A 21,274-nucleotide genomic window follows, 5' to 3' on the forward strand; every position below is an offset into this window, starting at 1 on the left:
CACTATTTCGCTGTTGCCTTGCGCGTTTCTTCCCAATCCAGCAGCGCACGCAATCCATCCTCCAGCGAAATATCGGCACGATGGCCGATGTCGTTGTGCAGGCGCGACGGGTCGCCTACCGACCGCATAATATCGCCCGGACGTGCGTCATGAAAGGCCGGTTCATCTGTGTTCCCGGCCAGGCGGGTGATTTCGCGGGCAAGGTCCAGAATGGAAACTTCCTGACCACGACAAACATTGGCCGTGATGAAACAGCCTTTTGGGGTGCGGTGCAAATAGGCCATTGCCCGATGCAATGCAGTGGCGACATCGGCGACAAAAACAAAATCGCGCGTTTGTTCGCCTGTCCCGAAAATTTGCAATTGCCGGTTGGCGAGGGCAAGGTTGACAAAAATCGAGATCACGCCGCTATAGGGTGAGGACGGGTCCTGGCGCGGGCCATAAACATTGAAAAACCGCAAACCGGCAAAACGCATGTCATAGGCCGATGCCGCCAGGCCGGCATGCACCTCGTTTGCCCGTTTGTCGGCACCGTAAAAGGAAATTGGCCGGGGTGTTTCCGTTTCCGACAGCGGAATGGCCGCGTTATCGCCATATATTGCCGCTGAGGATGCAAAAACGACCGGGATTTTTCCGGCATTTTTCGCCGCTTCAAAGACATTCACGGCTCCTTGGGAATTGACCTGATGCGTTTCCGCCCAGCAATCGATGCTTTTTTGCACTGATGCCACAGCCGCGAGATGAAAAACACCGTCGCATCCTGCCATACTGTCGCGGATGGCATTCGGGTCACAAATGCTGCCGACAATCAGGTTGGCTTCGGTTGAAAGATTGTCACGGTGGCCGGTTGAAAGATCATCAAGAACGCGGACCTGATCGCCATTGGCAAGTAATCTGTCTGCCAGATGTGAGCCAATAAACCCGGCGCCGCCGGTAATAAGGTATGTCGCCATTGGTCCCCCAAAGCCTGCCTGTTATGCCTTATGGCGCTATCTTAACATGTTAATAGACGGAATTTGCATGTTGTTTGCCAATTTCGCGTGATAAAGCATTGGAGCTTTTCGAGAATTAAACGTATCCTTGGGTATAGGGGATGGGAAAGCGGAACCGGATGAATGGCCGGGACCCCGAAAAAACAGGGTAGGAAAAGTGACGCCTGAGAGCTCGACACCAGATTTGGCCAAAGCTGATCGTGACAAGACCAGACTGAAAATGAACAAGCGTCTGTTCATCGCGGTATTTCTGATTCTGGTTGCGGGGCTGTTGATCGGCTTTAATTTTTATGTCCGGGTAGAGCTGGATGCCCAGGCCAAGCGGACGGCGTTTTCCGACCTGAATGCCATGCTCAAAAGCTATTCTGACCAGTTCGAGCAACGCACCCGATTGTCGGCGACGGTTTTGGATGGTTTGGCTGACAAAATCGGTAGCGGACAGTTTTCCCAGCGCGAAGGATATATTTTGCTGCGTCAGGCAGCCGAGAGCCTGGAATTGATTAGCATTCTGGGGGTTGCAGACCAGGATGGCAATCTTGTTTTGTCGTCTCGCGGGCCGGTGCCGCCGTCTGTGAATGTAAAAGACAATCCCAACATTGCCTATTTTTTGAAGGGCGGCAAAGCACCCTGGTATTTTGATGGCCCGTCCAAAAGCCGGATTGACGGCCAATGGCAGGTTCTGGTTTCGGCACCGATTTATGATTCCTATGGCAAGGTAAGCGAAGTCATTGGCGCGGTGATACGGCCAGAGGCGATTCTGGAGCCTTTGCATCGGGTGATGCTGCCCGATGATGGTCTGATCTTGATGAATGAGCGTGGCGAATTGATCGGTAACGCACCGTTTGCCGAGGATATGATTGGTCAAAGGGCTGCTTTTGGTGATCTGGGCGCGCGGAGCATCGCCACCAATTCGATTGTTTCCGATATTCGCAAGGATGGGGACGGGAATCTTTTGCTGGTGTCGGCGCGCCCGGTTTTGGGCGGAAAGGTTAGCGTTGTTCTGACACGGCCCGTAGAGAAAGCCCTGCAAGGCTGGAGCTTGTTTGAGCTGGCCTCCCTGATTGCCTCGATCGTGCTGTTTTTACTGGCGCTATTGGGCTGTGTGGCTTTTGTTTATTACGATATTTTGCAAAAGCGCAATTTTGACCAGCTTTCACGTCTGAATGGCAAAATTCGCGAGGAAGCGGCCAAGGTTGAAGAACTGGCCCAGGTCAAAACCAATTTTCTGGCAAATATGAGCCACGAAATCAGAACGCCGATGAATGCGATTATCGGTCTGTTGCATTTGCTGGGTTATACTAACCTGACCCGAGAGCAGAAGGATTATGTGCGCAAGATTTCGGATTCCGGCAAGTTTTTGCTGGGTATTATTGACGATATTCTCACCTATTCCAAAATCGAGGCCGGAAAGGTCCGGATTGAGACGACGGTTTTCTCGCTTCAGGAAATCATGAATTCGTTATCAACGATCATGTCGGTCAATGCGGCGGGCAAGGATATCGAAGTGCTGATTTCGGTGGGCGAAAGTGTGCCGCGTCATATTTTGGGCGACCCGTTTCGCCTGCAACAGATTTTGATCAATCTGGCAGGGAATGCCATCAAATTCACCAATCGTGGCGAAGTGCTGATTTCGGTTGATTTATTGCGCAAGAATGAAGACCGGATCGACCTTGCATTTGAAGTGCGTGATACCGGTATTGGTATGGATGACGATCAGGTTGCCAATCTTTTCAAACCCTTTGAGCAGGCCGATAGTTCTACCAGTCGCAAATATGGGGGCACCGGGCTTGGCCTGTCGATTTGCCATCGTTTGACCGAACTGATGGGGGGCGAGATTTCGGTGCAAAGCAAACGGGGCGTGGGCAGTACGTTTCGCGTTGTGCTGCCTTTTGCAATTGCGACCCGCGATGATGTCGCATTTGGTGAAAAACACGATAAACTGCGGGTGCTGATTGTGGATGACAACCCGCTGGCGCGCGAGGTTTTGGCAAAAACCAGCCAGAATTTGGGCTGGGAAACGACAGTTGTGCATTCCGGCGAGGAAGCCGTGACCATGATCGAGGAAAAGCACCTTGAGGGGCGTTATTTCGATCTGGTGTTGATGGATTGGCGGATGCCGGGCCTTGATGGTGTTCATGCCAGCGAGGAAATCCGGGCGCGTTTGTCGCAAGCCGCGATGCCGATTATCGTGATGGTCACGGCTGGCGAAAAAGACGAGTTGCTGCGTCATTCCTCGATCAGCAGTGTTGACGGGATTATTTTAAAACCTGTGACGGAATCTGCCCTGTTTAATGCGGTGGTCACGGCGCAAACCCGCCCGGCCCGTTTGCAAAAAGCCGATGTCAACGTGGTCGAGGAAAATACCCGTCAGGCAATTGGCGCCGAGATTCTCAAGGGACTTAGCCTGTTGGTGGTGGACGACAATTTCATCAATCAGGAAGTGGCAAAACACATTCTCGAACGTGAAGGAGCGGTGGTTGCACTGGCCGGTGACGGGCAGGAAGCGGTCGATGTGATGCGCGATCGGGGTCGTGATTTTGATCTGGTCTTGATGGATCTTCAGATGCCCAACAAGGACGGGCTGGAGGCCACCCGCGAAATTCGCAAAATGCCGTGGAACCAGACAGTGCCGATTGTTGCCCTGACAGCAGGGGTATTTGAATCCGATCGCGAGAAATGCTTTGCTGCGGGCATGAATGGTTTCATCAGCAAACCGTTCAAGGCGGAAAATATGATCCGTCGTATTCGCGACCTGGCCATGTACCATCGTGAAGCAAACATGGCCGACACGCCCGCCGACCTGCCGCAGGAGAGTGCATTTATACCCATTGAAGGGGACGATGGAAAAGCCGGGGCAAACCTGGCTGATGCCGGTACCTTTGATGGGGGTGCTGGCCGGGACGGGCAATCACCGCAACCTTTCACCCCTGATGAAACCTCTGCCTTTGGGGCAAGTGATGGACACGAGCCGATGATGAACACTGATAAACCGGTTGTGGATCGCGACCAGGCAATTGATATGCTGGGCGGCAGCGAGGAACTTTATGATTCGTTATCGACCCAGTTCCGCGCCCTTTATGCCAATATTGATGATGAATTCATCACCCTTCAGGACGCGGGCGACCTTGATGCTCTGAAGGTGCGTGCCCATAGCCTGAAGGGGGCGGCGGGAACAGTCGGGGCGGTGCGACTGGCCGAAACCTGCGCAACCATTGAAACCCTTTCCGGGCAGCGTGATAAGGAACGTATTGCGGCTCTTTTCCCAAAATTTCTAAAAGATTTGCAGGCAACATTGTCGGCCTTTGGCAAAATGTTGCCAGAAAATGCAGACGAGGAGGAAAACGGATTTACGGCTCATGCGACGTCGGGCAACGAGGCGCTGAACCGTCTGAAAGAGGCATTGGCAACGAATAACCTTGCGGCATTACGCATCATCGACAAAGATCGCGATGAATTGACGGGATATTTTTCGGCCGAGGACTATGCCGCAATCAAAACGCATATCGAGGCGCTGGATTTTGACAAGGCTGTCGCGCTGATTGAGAAAATCGCGAAATAGAGTTTTTATATGTATAATGCTGAAGGTGGCCGCATTCTGATTGTGGATGATGATCCGATCATTATCCGCGTTCTGGCCTCCGCACTGGAACATTGTGATGTTGTGATGTTCGCCAAAACGGGCGCAGAAGCCTTTAAAATGGTCCGTCAGCATGAATTTGACGTGATCTTGCTGGATGTGACGCTGCCAGACATGAGCGGTTTTGATATTTGTCGGCAGATACAATTGCGTTCCCCGGAATCTGCGGCGCGGATTATTTTCATTACCGGGCGGATCAGTGCCGATGACGAGGCCCTGGGCCTTAATGCCGGCGCGGTTGATTTTATTCGCAAGCCACTGCATGTCGATGTTATCAAGGCACGTGTGCGGACACATTTGTCGCTGAAGCAGGCGACAGACAAGTTAAACCGTCAATCGCGGCTCGATGGGTTGACCGGTATTTCCAACCGCCTGGAATTTGAAACCGTTTTGCGTCGCGAATGGCAAACGGCCCGGCGGTTGCAACGGCCAGTGTCGCTGGTGTTTCTTGACGTCGATTTTTTTAAAAAACTTAATGATTCCCAGGGGCATCGTGTGGGAGACCAGTATTTGCAAACAGTGGCAAAACTGTTGTCAACGGCTGTGAAACGGGGCAGTGACCTTGTCGCGCGTTACGGTGGCGAGGAATTTGTTTTGTTATTGCCGGGGGCTCCGATGCAGTGGGCAGCATCGGTTGCGGAAAATTTGTTGGCCGAATTGCGTGAAATGAAGTTAACCCACCCGGAAAGCCCATATGGTTTTTTGACCATGAGTGCCGGTGTTTCTTGCCAAATTCCCGTTGATGCCCATTATGAACGGCTTGTCGAGCAGGCCGATCAGGCGCTGTATCGCGCCAAAAAAGACCGGCGCAACATGGTCGTGAAATTTGACAGGCAGGATTTTAATTCAAATTTTTAAAAGAGCCGTTGGTTTTTACTGTCAGAGCAACCATCTAACACCTATTGATAAATGTGTGAAAAACACTTTTGGGATAACCCCATAAAGACAAGCCCGGAAGGGCTGGATCGCGTTGTGGAGTGGATGGTTTAATGAGTGGTGGTAAAAAGATTCTGGTTCTGGAAAATGAACCGATCACCCAGTCGCTGTTGAAGGCTATATTGCGCAAGGAAGGATTTCAGGTAACAATTACAGCAAGTTATGACGAGGCTGAACGGGCATGGCAGCGTGAAACCTTTGATCTTGTCATTGCGGATTATTATCTGGAAGGTGCCCTGACGGGGGCGGATTTTGTTGGACATATGCGCAAAGTCCAGGGGGCTAACAGGTTTCCGGCAATTGCGCTGTCGATTGCCGATGAAGGCGAAAATCAGGATGCGATTGATCAGGCCGGGTTTGATGCGTTTCTGCCCAAACCGATTGATGTGCGTGTTCTGACCGGCACAATCGCAAAACTGTTGTCGTCGTCCCCGGAAATGGATGGGGGCGAGATCATGTGACGTCTGCTGGCAGGTATTTGGTGTCATCGTCTCGTCCGTTTCCTTGATTGCAGGGTTATCAGGCATATGCGGTATTTTACAGCCAGGATTTTACACTGGCCCTTGAGGGGCGTTTTTAAAATATCCGCGCCAAAGGCCGTTTGTCGCGCCGGTGCAATGATGGTCGTTATGGCTGCCATAACATGCGTAACCGGCTTGCAGGTCGCAGGTGCTGCGGCGTTGGCTGACATTGCTCCTTACAGCAGTTTGGGGGATATAATGTCGCAAAATAATCAGCCCCAGCATGATTTTGTGACGCTTGTATCTGTGCAGGCGCAGGCTGCCGCGAAACCGGTGAATGTGCCCAATGCCCGCTTTTTCCTGCAATTGCAGGGCGATGTTCGCGTGCCGAAGGGAACCCGTGTGATTGATGTTGACCTGTTTGATGTCGATGCCGAACAGGTTGCCCGCTGGCGCGATGAAGGCATTTATCCGATTTGTTATATGAGTGCCGGTTCCTATGAGGACTGGCGACCGGATGCAGCGCAATATCCCAAATCCGTCCTGGGTCATGATTACGAGGGCTGGCCTGGGGAAAAGTGGCTTGATATTCGCCAGATTGCCCGCCTTGCGCCGATTATTACCGCCCGGCTGGATTTATGCCGGGCCAAGGGTTTTATGGGGGTGGACCCCGATAACATTGACGGCTATCTGACCAAAACCGGGTTTAACCTATCGCGCGAGGATGCGTTGCGCTTTGTCCGCTGGATGGCAAGCGAAGCCCATAAGCGCGGTTTGACCATTGGCCAGAAAAATGCGCCCGATCTGGTACGTGATTTGGTGGGCGTGCTGGATTTTGCCGTAACCGAAAGCCCGGCAACCTATGATCACGGGCCTTATTTTGCGCCTTATGTTGCGCAACAAAAACCGGTATTTGCCATTGAATATCTAACCGATAAAACGGCAATTGCCGCCTTTTGCCGGCAGATGCGTGACCTGGGTTTCCAGGGTATCAATGCCGGCCAGGCACTGGATGGCAAAAACTATTATTATTGCGCCCCCTGATCGCTGATAGTTGCAGGGTCAAATTGACGGGTTGTTGGTGATAAAGGCTCCATATGCCAGACGTTTGAGGTAATATACCAGAAACCCCATTGCCAGGCTGAAGGTCAGTACGGCAGCCAGAAAATACCCCATTCCGTGCAGGGCAAAATGGCTGGCGGTCAGCCAGGTAAAGGTGCAGTTGGCGACCATGAAGATGATATTGAGCAGCATGACCGGTTTGCGAAAATCGAAATAGGATAAAAATACCATCGCAAACATCGCCAGAATATGCAGGCAGGCCCCCAGCGCGCCAAAGCGGAAAACGCCAATTTCCTTGAACGGGATTTTCATGGTTTCAAGGATGAAGGGGGCGGAAAGCACAATCAGGATGGCAAGAAGCCCGGTCAAAACCGCAAGATTTCGCAAACTGAGCAGGGTGAAATTGACAATTTCACGCTGATAGCTGTCGATGGTCATATAGGTGGCGTGTTTCTGGAACGATTTGTAGAACCGGTTATATTTTTCAAAGAACGATGTTTCGATATTGACGAAAAACACCGCGAAAACCGGAATGGTGAACAGATAGGACAGAAACATCGCGGAATCGTAATAAGGTGCTGTGCGCAAAATGCCTGCAACGACATCGACATTGCCGTCGCGCAGCCACATCACCCATTTATCCACCCAGATGGCGATATTGTAGCTAAGGCCGCTGATGGCAAGGACCCAGTAATGTCGTCCCTGGCGGGGCAATATGGCCAGGTCGCGGGGCAGGGCGGGATATTCGACAAAAATCCAGCCTAAAAGACCAAACAGAATAAGTGCCAGCCCGGCATTGAACCCCCACATCAGCCCGGTTGCGCCATAATCCCCCAGAAGATAGCCACAGGCCACAAGGGCCAGCATCATCCCGGCAAAGAAAATTCCGGAAACGAAGGCGTAGTTTTTAAGCGCACTGACAAAAACCACGACGGTCCAGATCAGGCCAATCAGATAGCCTCCAGCGATGGCGGCCGCACGTTGTGCTGCTGACATATCGGTCGCATAGCTATAAAGCCAGATCATGGGGGCCGTTACCACCAGCACATAGGCCAGCATCATGGAAAACAGCAGCGATGGCGCGCGATGCAGCGTATCCTCGTGGATCTGATCGGCGAGAAGCCGGGTTCCAACCATCACGATGGGACCACAGAAAACCAGCGAGAACGAGAAATTATAGGTGATAATGGTGCGAAACAGCAAAAGGTCGTCCCATGTCACCAAATACCGCGCCAGAAAGGTAATGCCAACCAGGGCAAGAATGGTAAACAGCCACGGCCCCGATGACAGGATGGCGGAATAGGAATAGGCCTGCATGATCCCCCAAAGATCGCCCCGGCCCGTCATTTTGCGCAGGGTAAAGCCAATGCCCGCCATCAGTTGTTTCCTTCGGTGCCAAGAAGTGTGCCGTTGAAGCCATCAGGGGCGTCACGACCGGTTTTGTAGAGTGTGTCATACAGGCCCAGCACGGTTTTCTTGTTATACTGGGTTGCCACCCGCTTGCGGATGGTTTCACCCAGCCTGTCCCGGGTGGCAGGGGAGGTAATGATCTGTGCCAGCGCCTTTGCCATTTCGCTGGGATTGGCGACCGGCACGACGATGCCGCCCTGTCCCAAGGGCGGGTTTTCATCGGACTGTCCATAGAGCATTTCACGACACGCGCCGACATCGGTTGCCACAGTCGGGATACCTGCCGCCCCGCCTTCCAGGATGACCAAGGGCTGGGCTTCGCTGACACTGCTTAAGACCAGGACGTCGATTTTTCCCAGATATTGCGCAATATTGACCCGTCCGCCAAAAGTCACCACATCGTCCAGTCCCAGATGTTCAACCATCTGCTGGCATTCCTCGAAATAGATCTTGTCTTCGTCGGTCGGACCCAAAATTTGGGCTTCAAAATTGCGGGTTTCGCGGGTCAGGATGTGAATGGCGCGAATGAAGGATTTGATATCCTTGATCGGCACGACGCGACCAATCAGGGCGATAACCGCCTTGTCCTGTTTTTCGCGTTTGATGGTGGAAAACTTTTCGTAATCAATGCCATTGGGGATCACCCGTACTTTTTCCGGGGCGGCACCATCGCGCAATTGCAACACCTGGTTGCCTTCATAAAGGGTGATGATTTCATTACACGCGGCATAGCAGGTTTTCGACAGGGCCGAAAACCCCCTGAGCCATAACGAGCGAACGTCCTTTTCAAGGCTTTTGATGTCGTAATCGGGGATCGGGTTTTGATAAAGCCAGTCGGCCATTGCAATTTCGATGCGCCGTTCATTGGTATAAATGCCGTGTTCCGTCAGCATGACCGGGCGCTGATATTCGAGTTTTGCCCGCGCCGCGAGCAGGCCAGCATAGCCGGTTGATACGGCATGATAACAGCGCGCCCTGGGCAGTTTGAAACGCGTGCTTGCCAAAATGCCGCCAATCAGAATCCGCCAGCTCCAGAAAAAATCAAGAAACGAGGTTGTGGCGAAATTTTCGTTATAGAAGGTGCGCAGGAACCGCCAGCCGGGATAACTGTTGAGCAGGATTTTCTTGCCAAGTTCCAGCTCGCTTGCCCCCTGATTGAAGCTGGCGAAATCATCGATATCGCCGGAGTTCAGAAAATCGAGCAGCGCGCGGGTGGTCGTGCGCAGTTTGCGTTTTTTCCAGATGAATCTCCGTCCCTCGGGCAGTTCATGCAAATAGAGATGGCGAATGCCAATGACATTGTCGGGCACCTCGTATTTGTGGACAAATTCGCCCGTGTTTTGGGCGAGAATAGCCACGATTTCAAAGGTGATGTCGGGCATGGCGCTGACAATGTCATGCACCCAGCTTGACACACCGCCCGCCACATAGGGGTAGGTTCCCTCCAGCAGCAGGCAAATATCGGCTTCGTGATTTTTGTCGGACATCATTCGCCAGACCCTTTCTGCCACATTGCCATGCTTTCAAGCCGATAGGGGCTGACAACCGGGTTTTTGTCCGCTGTTGTTTCGGGGAAATGGCGGGCAATCAATTCGTGAACGCGGTCATAGTTTTTGGCGTTGTAATTGGCCTCGATCAGCCAACTGGCAATCGCCTGTTTGTTGCTGGCGCGTTCAAGCGCGATTTCAAACATGTTGGCTGCGGCGACAAAATCGCGCTGACGGTTCAAAAGGCGGCCGATGCGATAGGGTGGTGTGGCGTCGTCGGGGCGTTCGCTCCGGCATTGTTCATAGGTTTCAAGGGCCAGCTTACGGTTTTCAATTTCGCGTTCGCGATCCAGAAGGCTGGTAAAGGCATAATCGTCATACAGGGTTGCCAATGCCATTTTGGCATCGAAATTATCGGGTTTTTTGCGGATGGTATCCTGGATTTTCAGCACATTTGCCAAAAAACGGTTTTCAATGCGTGCCTTTGCCGAGGCCGCCAGAACACGTACTGTCGGGTCGTCATCATTCATCGCCATGATAATGACATTGGCAAAGTCAGGCCGGAAATAGCGTGAAACCAGGGTAACAATTGCCAGTTTTTCTTCGGTATCGGCTTCCTGCATCAGGTCGGTATAAACGGTGACGCTGTGTTCGGGGCCGACGGTGCGGCTGCCGGAAATAAGCTGGCTATAAAGGTTTTCAGCCGTGCTGGCATGATCGGCGGGAAAAAGTGCCATGTACCATTCGCGAAATCGCCAGGTATCGTTGCGGGTCAGAATGGAAATGATGACCAGAAGTAGACCACCCGCCGCGCCCAGAAATCCGCACAACAAATACCCCGCCGCGAGCACGCAATATTCGCGAATGAAATACCCTTTCCGGGCCCGCCAGTAACACAATACTACCACGAGGATTGCCGATGCCACATGCAGCCCCGCCAGGGTTGGCCAGGGATAGCGTGACGAGGCAAAGGCAAATACAATGGCGAGTGACATTGCCAGCGCCAGAAGCGTGATGATCAGCACCCAGATATGCGCCGACAAAGGCCTGGCACGGTAAATCGGGGCGTTATCATCGTCAAAGGCGGCATTGTCGGAGGCGGGCGCAGGAGTGTTCATGACGCCGTTTTTTCCTCTGCCGGGTCGAAAATCGGTCGTTGCGTGATGGTCAGGTCGCGGATGGTTGGATCACTGTTGCCCCGCAGGATATTTTCCAGCTTGCCACTGACAATTTCAATGCCCTTCCGGTCGGTCCCCAGCAGCAAAATGGAAATAATGGTACCGCTATCGCGGCCATCACGCTGAAAAACCAGGTCGGTATTGCGTAATTCGCGCGAAAAGCCCCGTGCAACCTGATCGGTGACATGCAGGGCATCTTCGGTGCGAACGCTGCCTTCCTGATTTCCGACGTCAAGCTGCCACAGTGAAAGTTTGTTACGGCGACAGACCTGAAACAGCCATTCGGAAAGCGATGGCCAAAGCTGGCTGGAGACCACAGAGCGCCTGTCACCATCTTCGGTGATCCAGGCAGAGTTTTCATAGGTTTCGGCCTTTGCGAAGGCATTGCTCAGCCATTGTCGCACCAGATTGGCATTGATCAGCAGTGAACTGTTGAGTTTGTCAAAGTCGATTTCCTCGATCCGAATGACGGCGAGGACTTCGTTGGTCGTGCTGTTCTGCACCGGGATGATGACGATGGCATCTTTCCCCAAAAGGGCCGCGTCATCCTGGCGTGTGACCATCAAAATGCGTTGCTCGGTCATCAGCGACGCATAAAGGTTGCTGTCACCTGTGATTTGCCGGGAAAATTCATTGGGTTTTTCCCAGCCATGCGATACCAGCGCATCAAGATTATTGCGGCTGGGCACGAATACCGAAAATTTCGCTGGTGCCAGGACTTCTGTGACCAGGCTTTCGATGCCGGTAATCACATCGCCGACTTCCAGGCGTTCGACATTTTGTGCCGCGCGAAAAACTGTCAGGACGGTCTGGGCCTGGGTCGCAATTTGCCGTTCCAGAAAATTGACCCGCTCCATTGTCGAGGCATAGGCCTTGGCAAGGGTTTCTTCGCGCAGTTCGGTTTCTGCAACCTGGGCTTTTAATTCGGCATTTTGCACCAGTTGGCGGCGGCGCAATTCGCCCAGAAACAATCCGGTCAGCATCCATAAAATGGGCCGCCACCCCAGAAACAGCAGATAATCGTAATAATCCTGATCGACATTCTGTTGCGGCAAGTGTCCGCTAAAAAGCGCGATGCTGCACGCAATTGCGGCTAGAAGCCCGGCACTGGTCCCGTATTGGACTGACAGCACAATAACCACAGCCCACAACGGGTGCGGGGCAATATCCCAAAAACGGTTGCCCGCGCCAAAGGCATAATCAGCCAGTACGAAAATACCCACCAGCACAGCCAGTTCGATCAGCGCCGACAAACGCAGATCCGACCCGGCGCTGCTTGCGCTTTGCCGGGCGGCTTCGACGTTTTTGCGTTCCTGCTCGTCAATAATGCCGGTACGGGCCATTGTATATCTTACCGATCAGAAAGGTTAATTTGTGGATTGGATCATATTGGCAACCATCTGGTTGACCAGACGCTGCGCAATGATGCTGACGCTGTCACGGGCAAAGGTGCCCTGACCGACAATACCCGAACTTGCACTCCAGACAACGGTGCCGGTGGCAATATCGATCAGGCGCATATTGATGCTGACCGATGGTTCTTCGCGCAGGCCATATTGATAGCCATATTCCGAGACGCTGCCGGTCAGAACATATTTGACACCCAGTATTTCGCCAAGCTGACGGGCCGAAACGGCATTGTGGGTTCCGACTGCGGTGGTGGCCGTACTTTGGGAATTTAGCGAATCATAGGTTTGCGCCACATTGCTTTCGGACTGAACGGCAAGGCTGGAATTTGTGCGCAATGCACTGACCGCCAGATAGGAGGCAACCTGCCCGGCTTCCTCGCTGTTGGTCAGGTTTTCAAAAGGCATGACCGCAATGCTGGTTCCCTGGGTAAAGGAAACCGGGGTTGTTGCCGTCATGATCTGGCGGTCGCCGGTGCTGCACGCTGCGACAAACAGGCCAAGCATGGCTGTTGCTATCGCCTTGCCCAGGCTGTGCCAGCCGGTATGTTGATATGTCATCATGCTGTCCTTTTCCGTCCTAGAAATATTGTTTGATGGTAATGCCGATAAAGGTGGAGCCGCTGCTGCCGACACTGTTTGACGCATTTGCCGTGTGGCCGAATGACAGTGTTGTTTCATACTGATCGGCAAGGTTGCCGATCAGGGCGCCGGAAAAACCGAATCCCTGTTCGCCAAAGCGGTCATAGCTATAGGCAATGCCGCCAGAAAGGGTCAGATAATCGGCCAGTTGAATGTCGTGTCCGATCGAAAATTCGTGCACTTCGCGCCGGGTAATATCAAGCGGGCGAAAATCCGCCCCGGTCTGGTCGGTTTTGCTGGTCTGGTTCAGCGGATATTCGGCATCAAGGCGGTAGCCGGCAAAAACCGGGAAATTGTAAATGTCGAAATTGTCGCGGATATACCCTTCAAGTCGCCAGGTGCGCGCCAGATCCTGATCCCCATCCAGACCATACCGATTGAGCGATGCGCCAATGCCAAAGTCCCAACTGTCGGTTTGTGTCACGTCGTACTGGGCCAAAACGGCATCGCGGGTCCCATATTGCACCACGGCACTGGTCTGGTCCCAATAGGGCTGATGATAATCCGCGCCGAGCGATACCGTGCCAGGCAGGATGTTATATTGCCATTCCGCCCCCATACCGGGGGATTTTTGGGTGGCATAACCGCGATATTGCACGACGGTGCGCGATGATATTTCCTGATCCAGCCGCAGGGCGATTTTTTGCCGCTCGCCGGTAAAGGCCCTGTTGCGGCCATCACGCTGTATAAACGGATCAGCGTCGATATGGCGGTTTTCAATATCCATTGCCAGCAACAGATCATCGCGGATAAACGCCCGCCCATTCAGGGTACCGACAATTTGTGTATTGCTGCTGCCATTGCTTTGATATTGCGCCCCACCGCCGATGAAGGCCCCGTTCTGTTTTAAAATGTCCTGACGCGCACGCACGATGGCCGGATCATGATTTTTTGCAATGACACGGCCATATTGCCGGGCCGCTTCGCGCCAGTTGCCACTGCGAAATTCCACCTCGGCCAGGGCATTTCGGGCTTCGATGTTTTCGGGGGCGCTTTTGATGACATGTGCCAGAATTTCACGGGCATGGCCATATTGGCCCAGCTCCATGCGGGCACGGGCTTCGATGATGTTCCGGCGCATTTCGGCGGCACGGGTTTCGGCGGTGCTTAAGGGGGTGCGCACCGTCGGCGCTGTTGTACGTTCTTTGGGTTTTTCCGGCCTGGCATATTCCACCACAAGGCGGTCCTTGCTTTGTGACACCTCGAATTTGCCGTCAAAGGCCATTTGCATCAGCAAAACGTCATAACTGGTTTGAACGGTTAAAATCTGTTCGGGATATTTGCCCAGCAGGCCGTTCAGGTCAAAATCGCCGATCGGGGCAGAAAAACGGATAATCAGTTCGCGGTCATTGATTGTGACGCTGTTGTCGGGCGAGTTGCGCAGATCAAGCACCATCCTGAACCGACCGGCATCACTGGCGGTTATGTTGGCATTCGTGACATCGGCGCGGGCGTGGGGCATCAGGCCGGTTATCCCGGCAACCATCGCCATGCCCCATATCCCGCTTCGTGAAATTGCCTTGCCCAAACTGTTCCCCTTTTTCACCCCTGAATGTAAAATATGCCCGGTTTTCCTTAAGAAACGGCTATTGCCGACGGACCTGCTGCAACGCCCGCTGGGGCGATTGTTGTAACAGCCGCGTTTCGGCAATATCGGCAATCACCCCGTCATCCCCCGGATTTTCGCGCAGCAATTGTTCAAAAATGGCGATGGCCTCGTCATAGCGTTGCAGGCGTTGCAACAACAACCCTTCCAGGTGCCGCATATAGAATGTCGGGTTTTGCTGGTCTTTGAGCAAATCCAGCGATATCCGGTAGTTTTGGCGGGCTGCCTTTTGCCGTCCCAGTCGCTCATCTGATTCGCCAAGCTGGTAATAGGTTTCAAAATCGCCGGACGGGACCAGGGCCAGATAGCGTTCCAGATAGGCCCGTGCACGGTCAAACTGTTCGCGGCCAAAGGCAAATTGCCCCATGACCCGGAAGGGCTCCGGCGTGGTCGGGTCGATAACGGTTAACCGTTCGGCAATTTGCTGTGCCAGATTTTCAAAATTGTTGGTCTGGGCCGCACTTAGCAGAATTTTAAGGCGTGCAGGATCACCGTTTGCCAGTTTGCGCTGTTTATCAAGCAGGCCAAGCAAAGCAGCACGATTGCCGTTTTTCTGATAGGTCGCGATCAGTTGCGAGACAAATTCCGGGTTGGTTTCATACTGATCGGCATATTGCGACAGGATTTTTTCCGCCCGCACCGGCGCAAAAGTGTTACCCGCAATTTCCAGCCATGCCAGCCTGGTTTTGCCGCTGCTTTTGGCGATGCGTTCGCTTATCCAGTCTGCTTGCGGGTCGGTCAGGCGCGGCCCCCACAGATAAAGCAGGTTTTGGGTCGCATCACTGCCCGGCCCGGCCTGTGCAGCGAGTTTCTGGAAAATGTGTGCCGCCGGTTTTTTCTCGCCAGCGGCAAGCAGGCGAAACGCGATTTCCTGGCGTTCGCCATTGGTTAACCCCGGGGCGTCGGCCCGCCGCGCCAGATAGGCCAGCGCATCCTGTTTCCGGCCCACGGCAGTCAGTGCGTCAATGTAGTAATTGCTCCATTCGCTGGACTGATTCGCCCGCTCTGCCAGGGTGGGCAGAACGGCGTCATAGGCCTTAAGTCCGATCAGATCATACAACAACTGGGTTTTGGCAGGTTCGGTGCTGTCTTTAAGGTCCTGTGTCAGCAATGTAACCAGTTCGGTGCGACCAGGCCCGCCTGCAGCAACACTTTGACGCAGGGCTTCGGTATAGAGGCTGCGATAATCGGGGTTTGACAGCGGCAGGTCCTTTGCCAGCGCGATGGCCGCACTGACATTGCCACTGCGCAACTGGGTATCGGCCAGGGCAAAGCGGAAGGCCGGGTTGTCCGGCACGAGATCAAACTGTTTTTGCGCGGTTAATCGTTCGGTGGTGACATCGCCATACTGATTGGCAAGGCTTTGCAATGTTGCCAGATCGCCAATCTGGTCTTGCTGCCAGCCATAATTTGCAATCCAGTTACGGGTTTTTTGCGGTGTATCAGATGTGATTGCCAAAATCGCGTCCGCCAGCGCGCTATTGTAAGTTTGCACTTCGGGCGCAACCCGGTTGATGAAGGCCTGACCATCCGCACGACGGCCAAGATTGCGAAACAGCAGGGCGGTTTCCGGCAGGCTGCCGTCATCAAGGGTTTTGGTCTTTTGCAGGGCATCAAGGATTTTATCGAGGGCGGTCGTTATTGTGGCATTCTGCCCGTTATCGGTTGCTTTTGCCGCGTTTTCTGGGGCTGCTGCTGCAATATCTCCGGTGTCTTCAGCCGGAGATGTGTCAATTATTTGCCAGAGACGCGCCATTTGCAGCAGCGATTGCGGTGTACTGTCATCAAGGTGTTGTTGGGCTTTTAACAGCATATCGCGGGCCTGATCGAACTTTTTCTCGGCAACAGCGGCCCGTGCGCTGGCCAGATAGAACCAGAATTCGCCATCGCGCAGGGTTTGTTCGCGTTGCAAATAGGCTTGTGCGAAAACGGTATCACCCCGGTCCAGGGCTCGATCGATCAGCAGGGAACGCAACCAGTCGGGCAATGCGTCATAGCGGGCAAGAATGTCTTCATGAAGCGGGGCTGTTTTGCCAAGATTTGATGCCGCCTCGATATAGGCGGTAAAGGTGGCAAGTGACAGTTTGCCAGCCGGAATGTCCAGTGCGGAAACGGTATCGTAAAGCTCTTGCAAATGCCCGGTGGCAAGGGCTGCGGACACCCAGAGATCGGCAAGGTCGGGATGATGGGCAAAATCTGCTTTGAAGGCACCCGCCACATCATAGACGCGGGCCGGGCGGGAAATATCGCTCAGGAACTGGGCCAGTCGGGTGGCATCGGCGACCGACAGGTTTTTGGCCGGGGGCAGTTCACTTAGCGCGCTATCCAGACGGGCCATATCCTTTTGTTGCCAAATCGCCTCAAGCACCAGCAAACGGTTTTCCAGGCTGGGCTGGCGACGCGCAATTTCGCGGGCCACCAATTCGGCAAATCCATAGGCTTTGCCCTGGGTCGCGGCATCATAAAGGGTGGAAAGAAGGTCGTCATCAAGGGCGCTGTCATTGGCCGATGCCAGCCATTTTTGCGCCAGATCGCCGTGTCCTGTGGCCGCATTAAGCAAGGCCAGGGCTGCCTGATTGCGTATGACCGGGTTGCCCGTAAGGACAGGGCGTAATTTATCCAGTCCATGTTGCGCCTGACCCAGCGCGACATAGAGGCTGGCAATGCTGAAAATATCACCATCGGCGGGCGTGGTGCGGGCCAGGTCATCAAGAACAGGTAACAGGTCGGCGGTGCGGCCCAACTGGTTTAGCAGCATCGCCAGATCATAGCGTTTGGCAAAGGCCATGTTTTTTTGTGCCAGGGCCTGTTTGATCCATGTGTCGAGTGCCGGCTGGTCTTTGCGCAATAGCGCATAGCGGGCCCATAATACCGGAGAGTTCTGGCGAATATCGTCGGGAATATGCGCGGCAAATATCGCCGCACTTTTGGTATCGCCCTGCGATACAGCGATTTCAAGACCATAGGCCATCACGTCTGGTACAACGGCATCGGGATGATGATTGACATAGCCCACCGCGTCCTGAAGGTTTCCCGAGGCAATGGCGATCCGCATGGCAACGCTCCAGCCCCTGTCGCTCAGGCTGTTGCTGGCGATATAGGATGCCAGAATGCTCCGGGCGTCGGTAATGCGTCCGGCATCAAGCAGGGCGGCGGCATATATGACTTCCAGCGGTTCGATTTTTTGCGGTGCAATGCCACGCAATGTTTCGAGCATCGCCAGATATTGCGGCGTTTTGGCCCGCGCCTGATACAGATTGGCAATTGTGCGGGCGGTGGCAAAGACCGGGTCCTGGCGCATCCATTCTGCTGCGAATGCGTCGGTCTTTTGCCGGTCTTTGGTATCAAAAAGCAACCGGAGCTTCAATTCAGCCAAAGTCGGCGTGAAACCGTTTGGCCGTGACATGAGCTCGTTAATGAAATCGAGCGATTTTTGCGGTTCGCCGATACTGGCATAGAGATACACAATCGAGATCAGGTCGTTGGTCGTGGACCAACCGCGATTGACCAGTTCCCGCAAAACACCGATTTGATCGCGATAGCGGCCATTGAAGTTGTAAATGTTTGAAAGGTCGCGCAGGACTTTTTCCGTCGGGGCCAGGACGCGCCGTTCTTCGAGTGTTCTGGTATAGTCATCGGGGCGCTGGGCATATTGGTACATTGTACCGAGATCGGTCAAAATCCGGATGGAATCCGGTTTGCGTTTGTGCAGTTCTTCAAACAGTGTGATGGCGCGATCTATTTCGCCATTTTGCAGATAGATCCGCGATAGTGCACCGTACACATCGATATTGCGGTCGCCATCTTTGTATTCTTCTTCATAAAAAGTGCGGGCTTTGACGAAATCCTTGTCACGGAAATAGATATTGGCGAGTTCGCGTTTGGACGGCACCATCAGAATGCCCGATGCAATAACGGCACCTGTCATCGTGATGATGATTCCCAGACTGGTTAAATTGATCGTCCCCAAACGCACAGTGGATAGCCTAACGGGTTACAGGTTCCAGGGTCAGTTCCGCCCCGGCAATCGCATCAAGCGGAATGACATAATCAAGAATACCTTTGGCATCTGCCGTCACGGTTTCCGACCATTCGGGCTGATCCTTGCGGGCGGGGGCCGTTAATTTGTAGGTCGCCGAGGGCGCCACACGCCATTGCATCTGACCTTTGCCAAATCCCTGTATTTTCATCTGAAGTGTGCCATCCGAATCTTGTACGTCCCATGCCCGCCAGCGACTGGAAACAATGTAGGGCCGGCTGGCAACAGGATAGCGTGTTTCGGTTGTGCCGGATTTGACCGAAATCACCGGTTTGTTAATGGCCTCGTCCAGCGAGACATAAAGGCTGCCCTGATAATGGGTTTGGCCGATGACGCCATAGGAATTGTCAAAATCGACCGACAGGAATTTGCCATTGTCAAAGCGGACAGTTCCCAGGTCGCCCCGATTGCGGATTTGCCAGTTGCCGTCTTTGGTTTTTTCAATTTCGGCGGTGAAAAAACCTTTGCCGATACGGGCATAGCGGCTTGCGGCAATTGGGATGATAACGGATTTACGGGCCAGTTCCAGGTTGGAAAGCACGGCATTGCGGCTGGCAACCTTTTCGCCCGAATACATGTGATAATAAATGTTAAACGGGCGCAGCCGGCGGGGGCTTTCGGTATTTTCAACCGTATTGGCAAGATAGCGAAAGCCAAAAAAGCGATCCGACCACAGCTTTGTATAGGTGTTTTCATTGCTGTTGGAGGCATATACCTGGATATGTTTTCCAACCCTCATGCCAACCGGGGCGACCCAGGCCAGCGAGGGGTAGTCCGGGTCCCAGCGGCTGTCGCCGCCGTTTATATTGGGCAATCCGGCTTTGTCTGCCATCGCAATGGCTGCTTCAAAGGGCGAGGTGTCGCCCGACCATTGAAGCAGTTCCACCTTTTTGCCTGGCGGGCAGAATGTGGAAATATAATTCGCCGCATCGACAATTTCCTGGTGCAGGTCAAATGGCCGCTTGAGATAGGCGCGCGGCAGGTCATAGCTTTTTTCCAGACCGGTTTCCGCAGGATCAACGTCTTTGGCGACACCCAGAAGCTCCATCACCTTGCTGGAAAGACCGCCTACTTTGTTGCCAAATTGGCGTTCTTCGCGTTTGGCGGAGTAGTTTTTGTAATAACTCCACTGAAAGGGATGGGTGTAGGTATGCGAGGCGGCCTCGACCTGGGGCAGGGCAAAAAGTTTACGCGCGATTTCCTGGGTCCGTTTGGTGCCGTACCAGGCCGGATCCAGGTCGGCGGCAATCGGGGCGACGGAAACCGGCAAATCCGGATAGGGTTTGATCAGGTCACGATAGACAACTTCGGTATCAAGCAGCGGCTGGTCGTCATCCCCGCGAATTTCGCTGATATTACGCCAGCCGTCACCGTCGATATGGGAATAGTAAATGCGCCGTCCCATCAGGGTTGTGGTATCGACTTTGGGAAATTCCTCCAGGTCGAAGACTTTTGAGAAGAACTTGAACGGATTGAGGATCCATTTCCTGTCATGTTCGTTTCGTCCGGTGCGAACGGCATAACCATCCTGAACAAATCCGCCCGATGCGCCAAAGGCACCGAGCAGAAATTCCTGGTCTGAATGCGGTGGCAAGGCAATAACAAAGGGCTTTGACCCGCTTTCAGCCTTTGTAACCCCGTAAAATGGCGGAAAAGGTTTGATGATTTCGCTTTCATATCCGGTCATGTCCGGATCAAGATGCTTGATGCTGTAGTCAAACGTAAACTGTTCCCAGTCGCCGTCAAACTGGCCGCCCAGACGATTTAGAACCCGGTTGACCAGAGGGAGGGGAACATTTTTGCCCTTGAGGTCCAACAGAAATGACCAGTCCCCCATGATGGCAACTTTGGTACCCGCATCCATTTGCGTATCCAGCCACTTTAAAAACCCTTCCGGGTCGGGCAGGCGGTCAATCTCCATCCAGACCAGGATGCCGCGAAATTCATGGGGGTTGTTAAATTTCGGCAGTCCCTGTCCCAGGTCAAAATGGGTCACGGTCAGGCCAAGAAAATTCAGGACAGTTTCCGCCAGCGAATGGCCAGGGGTATAAAAGGGATTGGGGTCTTCTGGCGAATAGTAAACCGATGCAATTTCGCGCGAAACAGGGCGTGCCTGAGCCGACCAAAGCGGGGCAAGAACAAAAAGACAGACAAAAAAATATCGGAGAAATTTTAAAAATGAAGCCAACAGCATACCCATATATTGTGTTTTGTCCTTCCCGAAAAAGGACTAAACTTGGAGTCTAATCTTGTACGCGTATTGTATAGGTTTTTACAGGAAAATTGGTATTTTTGGTCGAAACACAGGCCAGACCCAGCGTTCTTTTTTATGTTCGGTTTATTTTATTACGCTGTGTTCGCCATTAAAGTTCCGCTATTGACGTAAATTATTTCCGGTTTTGGCGAGCGAGACAGAAT

Annotated in this window: 13 protein-coding genes; 4 read left to right on the top strand and 9 right to left on the bottom strand. The window is 53.3% G+C overall.

The features are described 5' to 3' along the window. Window positions 1–2: 2 nt before the first annotated feature. Entirely contained in the window at window positions 3–953 is a 951-nt protein-coding gene (locus tag TH25_RS21515) for an NAD-dependent epimerase/dehydratase family protein (protein ID WP_114090330.1), read from the bottom strand. Window positions 954–1,212: 259 nt separating this feature from the next. Between TH25_RS21515 and TH25_RS21520 the strand changes: the two genes are divergently transcribed. The 4 genes from TH25_RS21520 (at window position 1,213) to TH25_RS21535 (ending at window position 7,070) form a co-directional block, all read left to right on the top strand. Further along, complete coding sequence (locus TH25_RS21520) at window positions 1,213–4,551, top strand: response regulator (RefSeq protein WP_147253065.1); 3,339 nt, start codon at window positions 1,213–1,215, stop codon at window positions 4,549–4,551. Between the two features lie 9 nt (window positions 4,552–4,560). Continuing rightward, complete coding sequence (locus TH25_RS21525; protein WP_114090332.1) at window positions 4,561–5,487, top strand: diguanylate cyclase; 927 nt, start codon at window positions 4,561–4,563, stop codon at window positions 5,485–5,487. Window positions 5,488–5,618: 131 nt separating this feature from the next. Next, the gene (locus tag TH25_RS21530) at window positions 5,619–6,026 is read left to right on the top strand and encodes a response regulator (RefSeq protein ID WP_114090333.1); all 408 of its coding nucleotides are present in this window, start codon (window positions 5,619–5,621) and stop codon (window positions 6,024–6,026) included. Between the two features lie 258 nt (window positions 6,027–6,284). Beyond that, window positions 6,285–7,070 carry an endo alpha-1,4 polygalactosaminidase gene (locus tag TH25_RS21535; protein ID WP_114090334.1) on the top strand — a complete coding sequence of 262 codons (786 nt, stop codon included), beginning with the start codon at window positions 6,285–6,287 and terminating at the stop codon, window positions 7,068–7,070. Between the two features lie 18 nt (window positions 7,071–7,088). Here TH25_RS21535 and pelG read toward each other — a convergent pair whose 3' ends face one another. The 8 genes from pelG to TH25_RS21575 all read right to left on the bottom strand — a co-directional run bounded on the left by pelG (window position 7,089) and on the right by TH25_RS21575 (window position 21,056). Further along, a complete protein-coding gene (gene pelG / locus TH25_RS21540; RefSeq protein WP_114090335.1) occupies window positions 7,089–8,465 on the bottom strand; it encodes an exopolysaccharide Pel transporter PelG in 1,377 nt (458 codons plus the stop codon). Continuing rightward, window positions 8,465–9,988 (bottom strand): GT4 family glycosyltransferase PelF, encoded by a 1,524-nt coding sequence (gene pelF, locus TH25_RS21545; protein ID WP_114090336.1) that lies wholly within the window; start codon window positions 9,986–9,988, stop codon window positions 8,465–8,467. The genes pelG and pelF overlap by 1 nt, the downstream gene beginning before the upstream one ends. Beyond that, on the bottom strand, window positions 9,985–11,103 hold the full coding sequence (locus tag TH25_RS21550; RefSeq protein WP_114090337.1) for a tetratricopeptide repeat protein: 1,119 nt from the start codon (window positions 11,101–11,103) through the stop codon (window positions 9,985–9,987). Before TH25_RS21550 ends, pelF begins: the two co-directional genes overlap by 4 nt. Continuing rightward, the gene (locus tag TH25_RS21555; protein ID WP_114090338.1) at window positions 11,100–12,506 is read right to left on the bottom strand and encodes a hypothetical protein; all 1,407 of its coding nucleotides are present in this window, start codon (window positions 12,504–12,506) and stop codon (window positions 11,100–11,102) included. The genes TH25_RS21550 and TH25_RS21555 overlap by 4 nt, the downstream gene beginning before the upstream one ends. 24 nt (window positions 12,507–12,530) lie before the next feature. Continuing rightward, window positions 12,531–13,133: a GNA1162 family protein gene (locus TH25_RS21560; RefSeq protein ID WP_181847765.1), complete on the bottom strand. Its 603-nt coding sequence runs from the start codon at window positions 13,131–13,133 to the stop codon at window positions 12,531–12,533. 16 nt (window positions 13,134–13,149) lie between these two features. Further along, a complete protein-coding gene (locus TH25_RS21565; protein ID WP_114090340.1) occupies window positions 13,150–14,703 on the bottom strand; it encodes a porin family protein in 1,554 nt (517 codons plus the stop codon). Window positions 14,704–14,797: 94 nt separating this feature from the next. Then, window positions 14,798–18,745, bottom strand: a complete 3,948-nt coding sequence (locus TH25_RS21570) for a tetratricopeptide repeat protein (protein WP_147253066.1) — start codon at window positions 18,743–18,745, stop codon at window positions 14,798–14,800. 58 nt (window positions 18,746–18,803) lie between these two features. Continuing rightward, on the bottom strand, window positions 18,804–21,056 hold the full coding sequence (locus tag TH25_RS21575) for a polysaccharide deacetylase family protein (protein ID WP_114090342.1): 2,253 nt from the start codon (window positions 21,054–21,056) through the stop codon (window positions 18,804–18,806). Between the last annotated feature and the right edge of the window lie 218 nt (window positions 21,057–21,274).

Origin of the sequence: Thalassospira profundimaris, from assembly GCF_003326755.1 — a bacterium.
GTDB classification, from domain to species: domain Bacteria; phylum Pseudomonadota; class Alphaproteobacteria; order Rhodospirillales; family Thalassospiraceae; genus Thalassospira; species Thalassospira profundimaris_B.

Coding starts and splice junctions, on each gene's coding strand:
- TH25_RS21515 (WP_114090330.1), bottom strand. CDS start 953: ATGGCGACATACCTTATTACCGGCGGCGCCGGGTTTATTGGCTCACAT.
- TH25_RS21520 (WP_147253065.1), top strand. CDS start 1,213: ATGAACAAGCGTCTGTTCATCGCGGTATTTCTGATTCTGGTTGCGGGG.
- TH25_RS21525 (WP_114090332.1), top strand. CDS start 4,561: ATGTATAATGCTGAAGGTGGCCGCATTCTGATTGTGGATGATGATCCG.
- TH25_RS21530 (WP_114090333.1), top strand. CDS start 5,619: ATGAGTGGTGGTAAAAAGATTCTGGTTCTGGAAAATGAACCGATCACC.
- TH25_RS21535 (WP_114090334.1), top strand. CDS start 6,285: ATGTCGCAAAATAATCAGCCCCAGCATGATTTTGTGACGCTTGTATCT.
- pelG (WP_114090335.1), bottom strand. CDS start 8,465: ATGGCGGGCATTGGCTTTACCCTGCGCAAAATGACGGGCCGGGGCGAT.
- pelF (WP_114090336.1), bottom strand. CDS start 9,988: ATGATGTCCGACAAAAATCACGAAGCCGATATTTGCCTGCTGCTGGAG.
- TH25_RS21550 (WP_114090337.1), bottom strand. CDS start 11,103: ATGAACACTCCTGCGCCCGCCTCCGACAATGCCGCCTTTGACGATGAT.
- TH25_RS21555 (WP_114090338.1), bottom strand. CDS start 12,506: ATGGCCCGTACCGGCATTATTGACGAGCAGGAACGCAAAAACGTCGAA.
- TH25_RS21560 (WP_181847765.1), bottom strand. CDS start 13,133: ATGATGACATATCAACATACCGGCTGGCACAGCCTGGGCAAGGCGATA.
- TH25_RS21565 (WP_114090340.1), bottom strand. CDS start 14,703: ATGGCGATGGTTGCCGGGATAACCGGCCTGATGCCCCACGCCCGCGCC.
- TH25_RS21570 (WP_147253066.1), bottom strand. CDS start 18,745: ATGACAGGTGCCGTTATTGCATCGGGCATTCTGATGGTGCCGTCCAAA.
- TH25_RS21575 (WP_114090342.1), bottom strand. CDS start 21,056: ATGGGTATGCTGTTGGCTTCATTTTTAAAATTTCTCCGATATTTTTTT.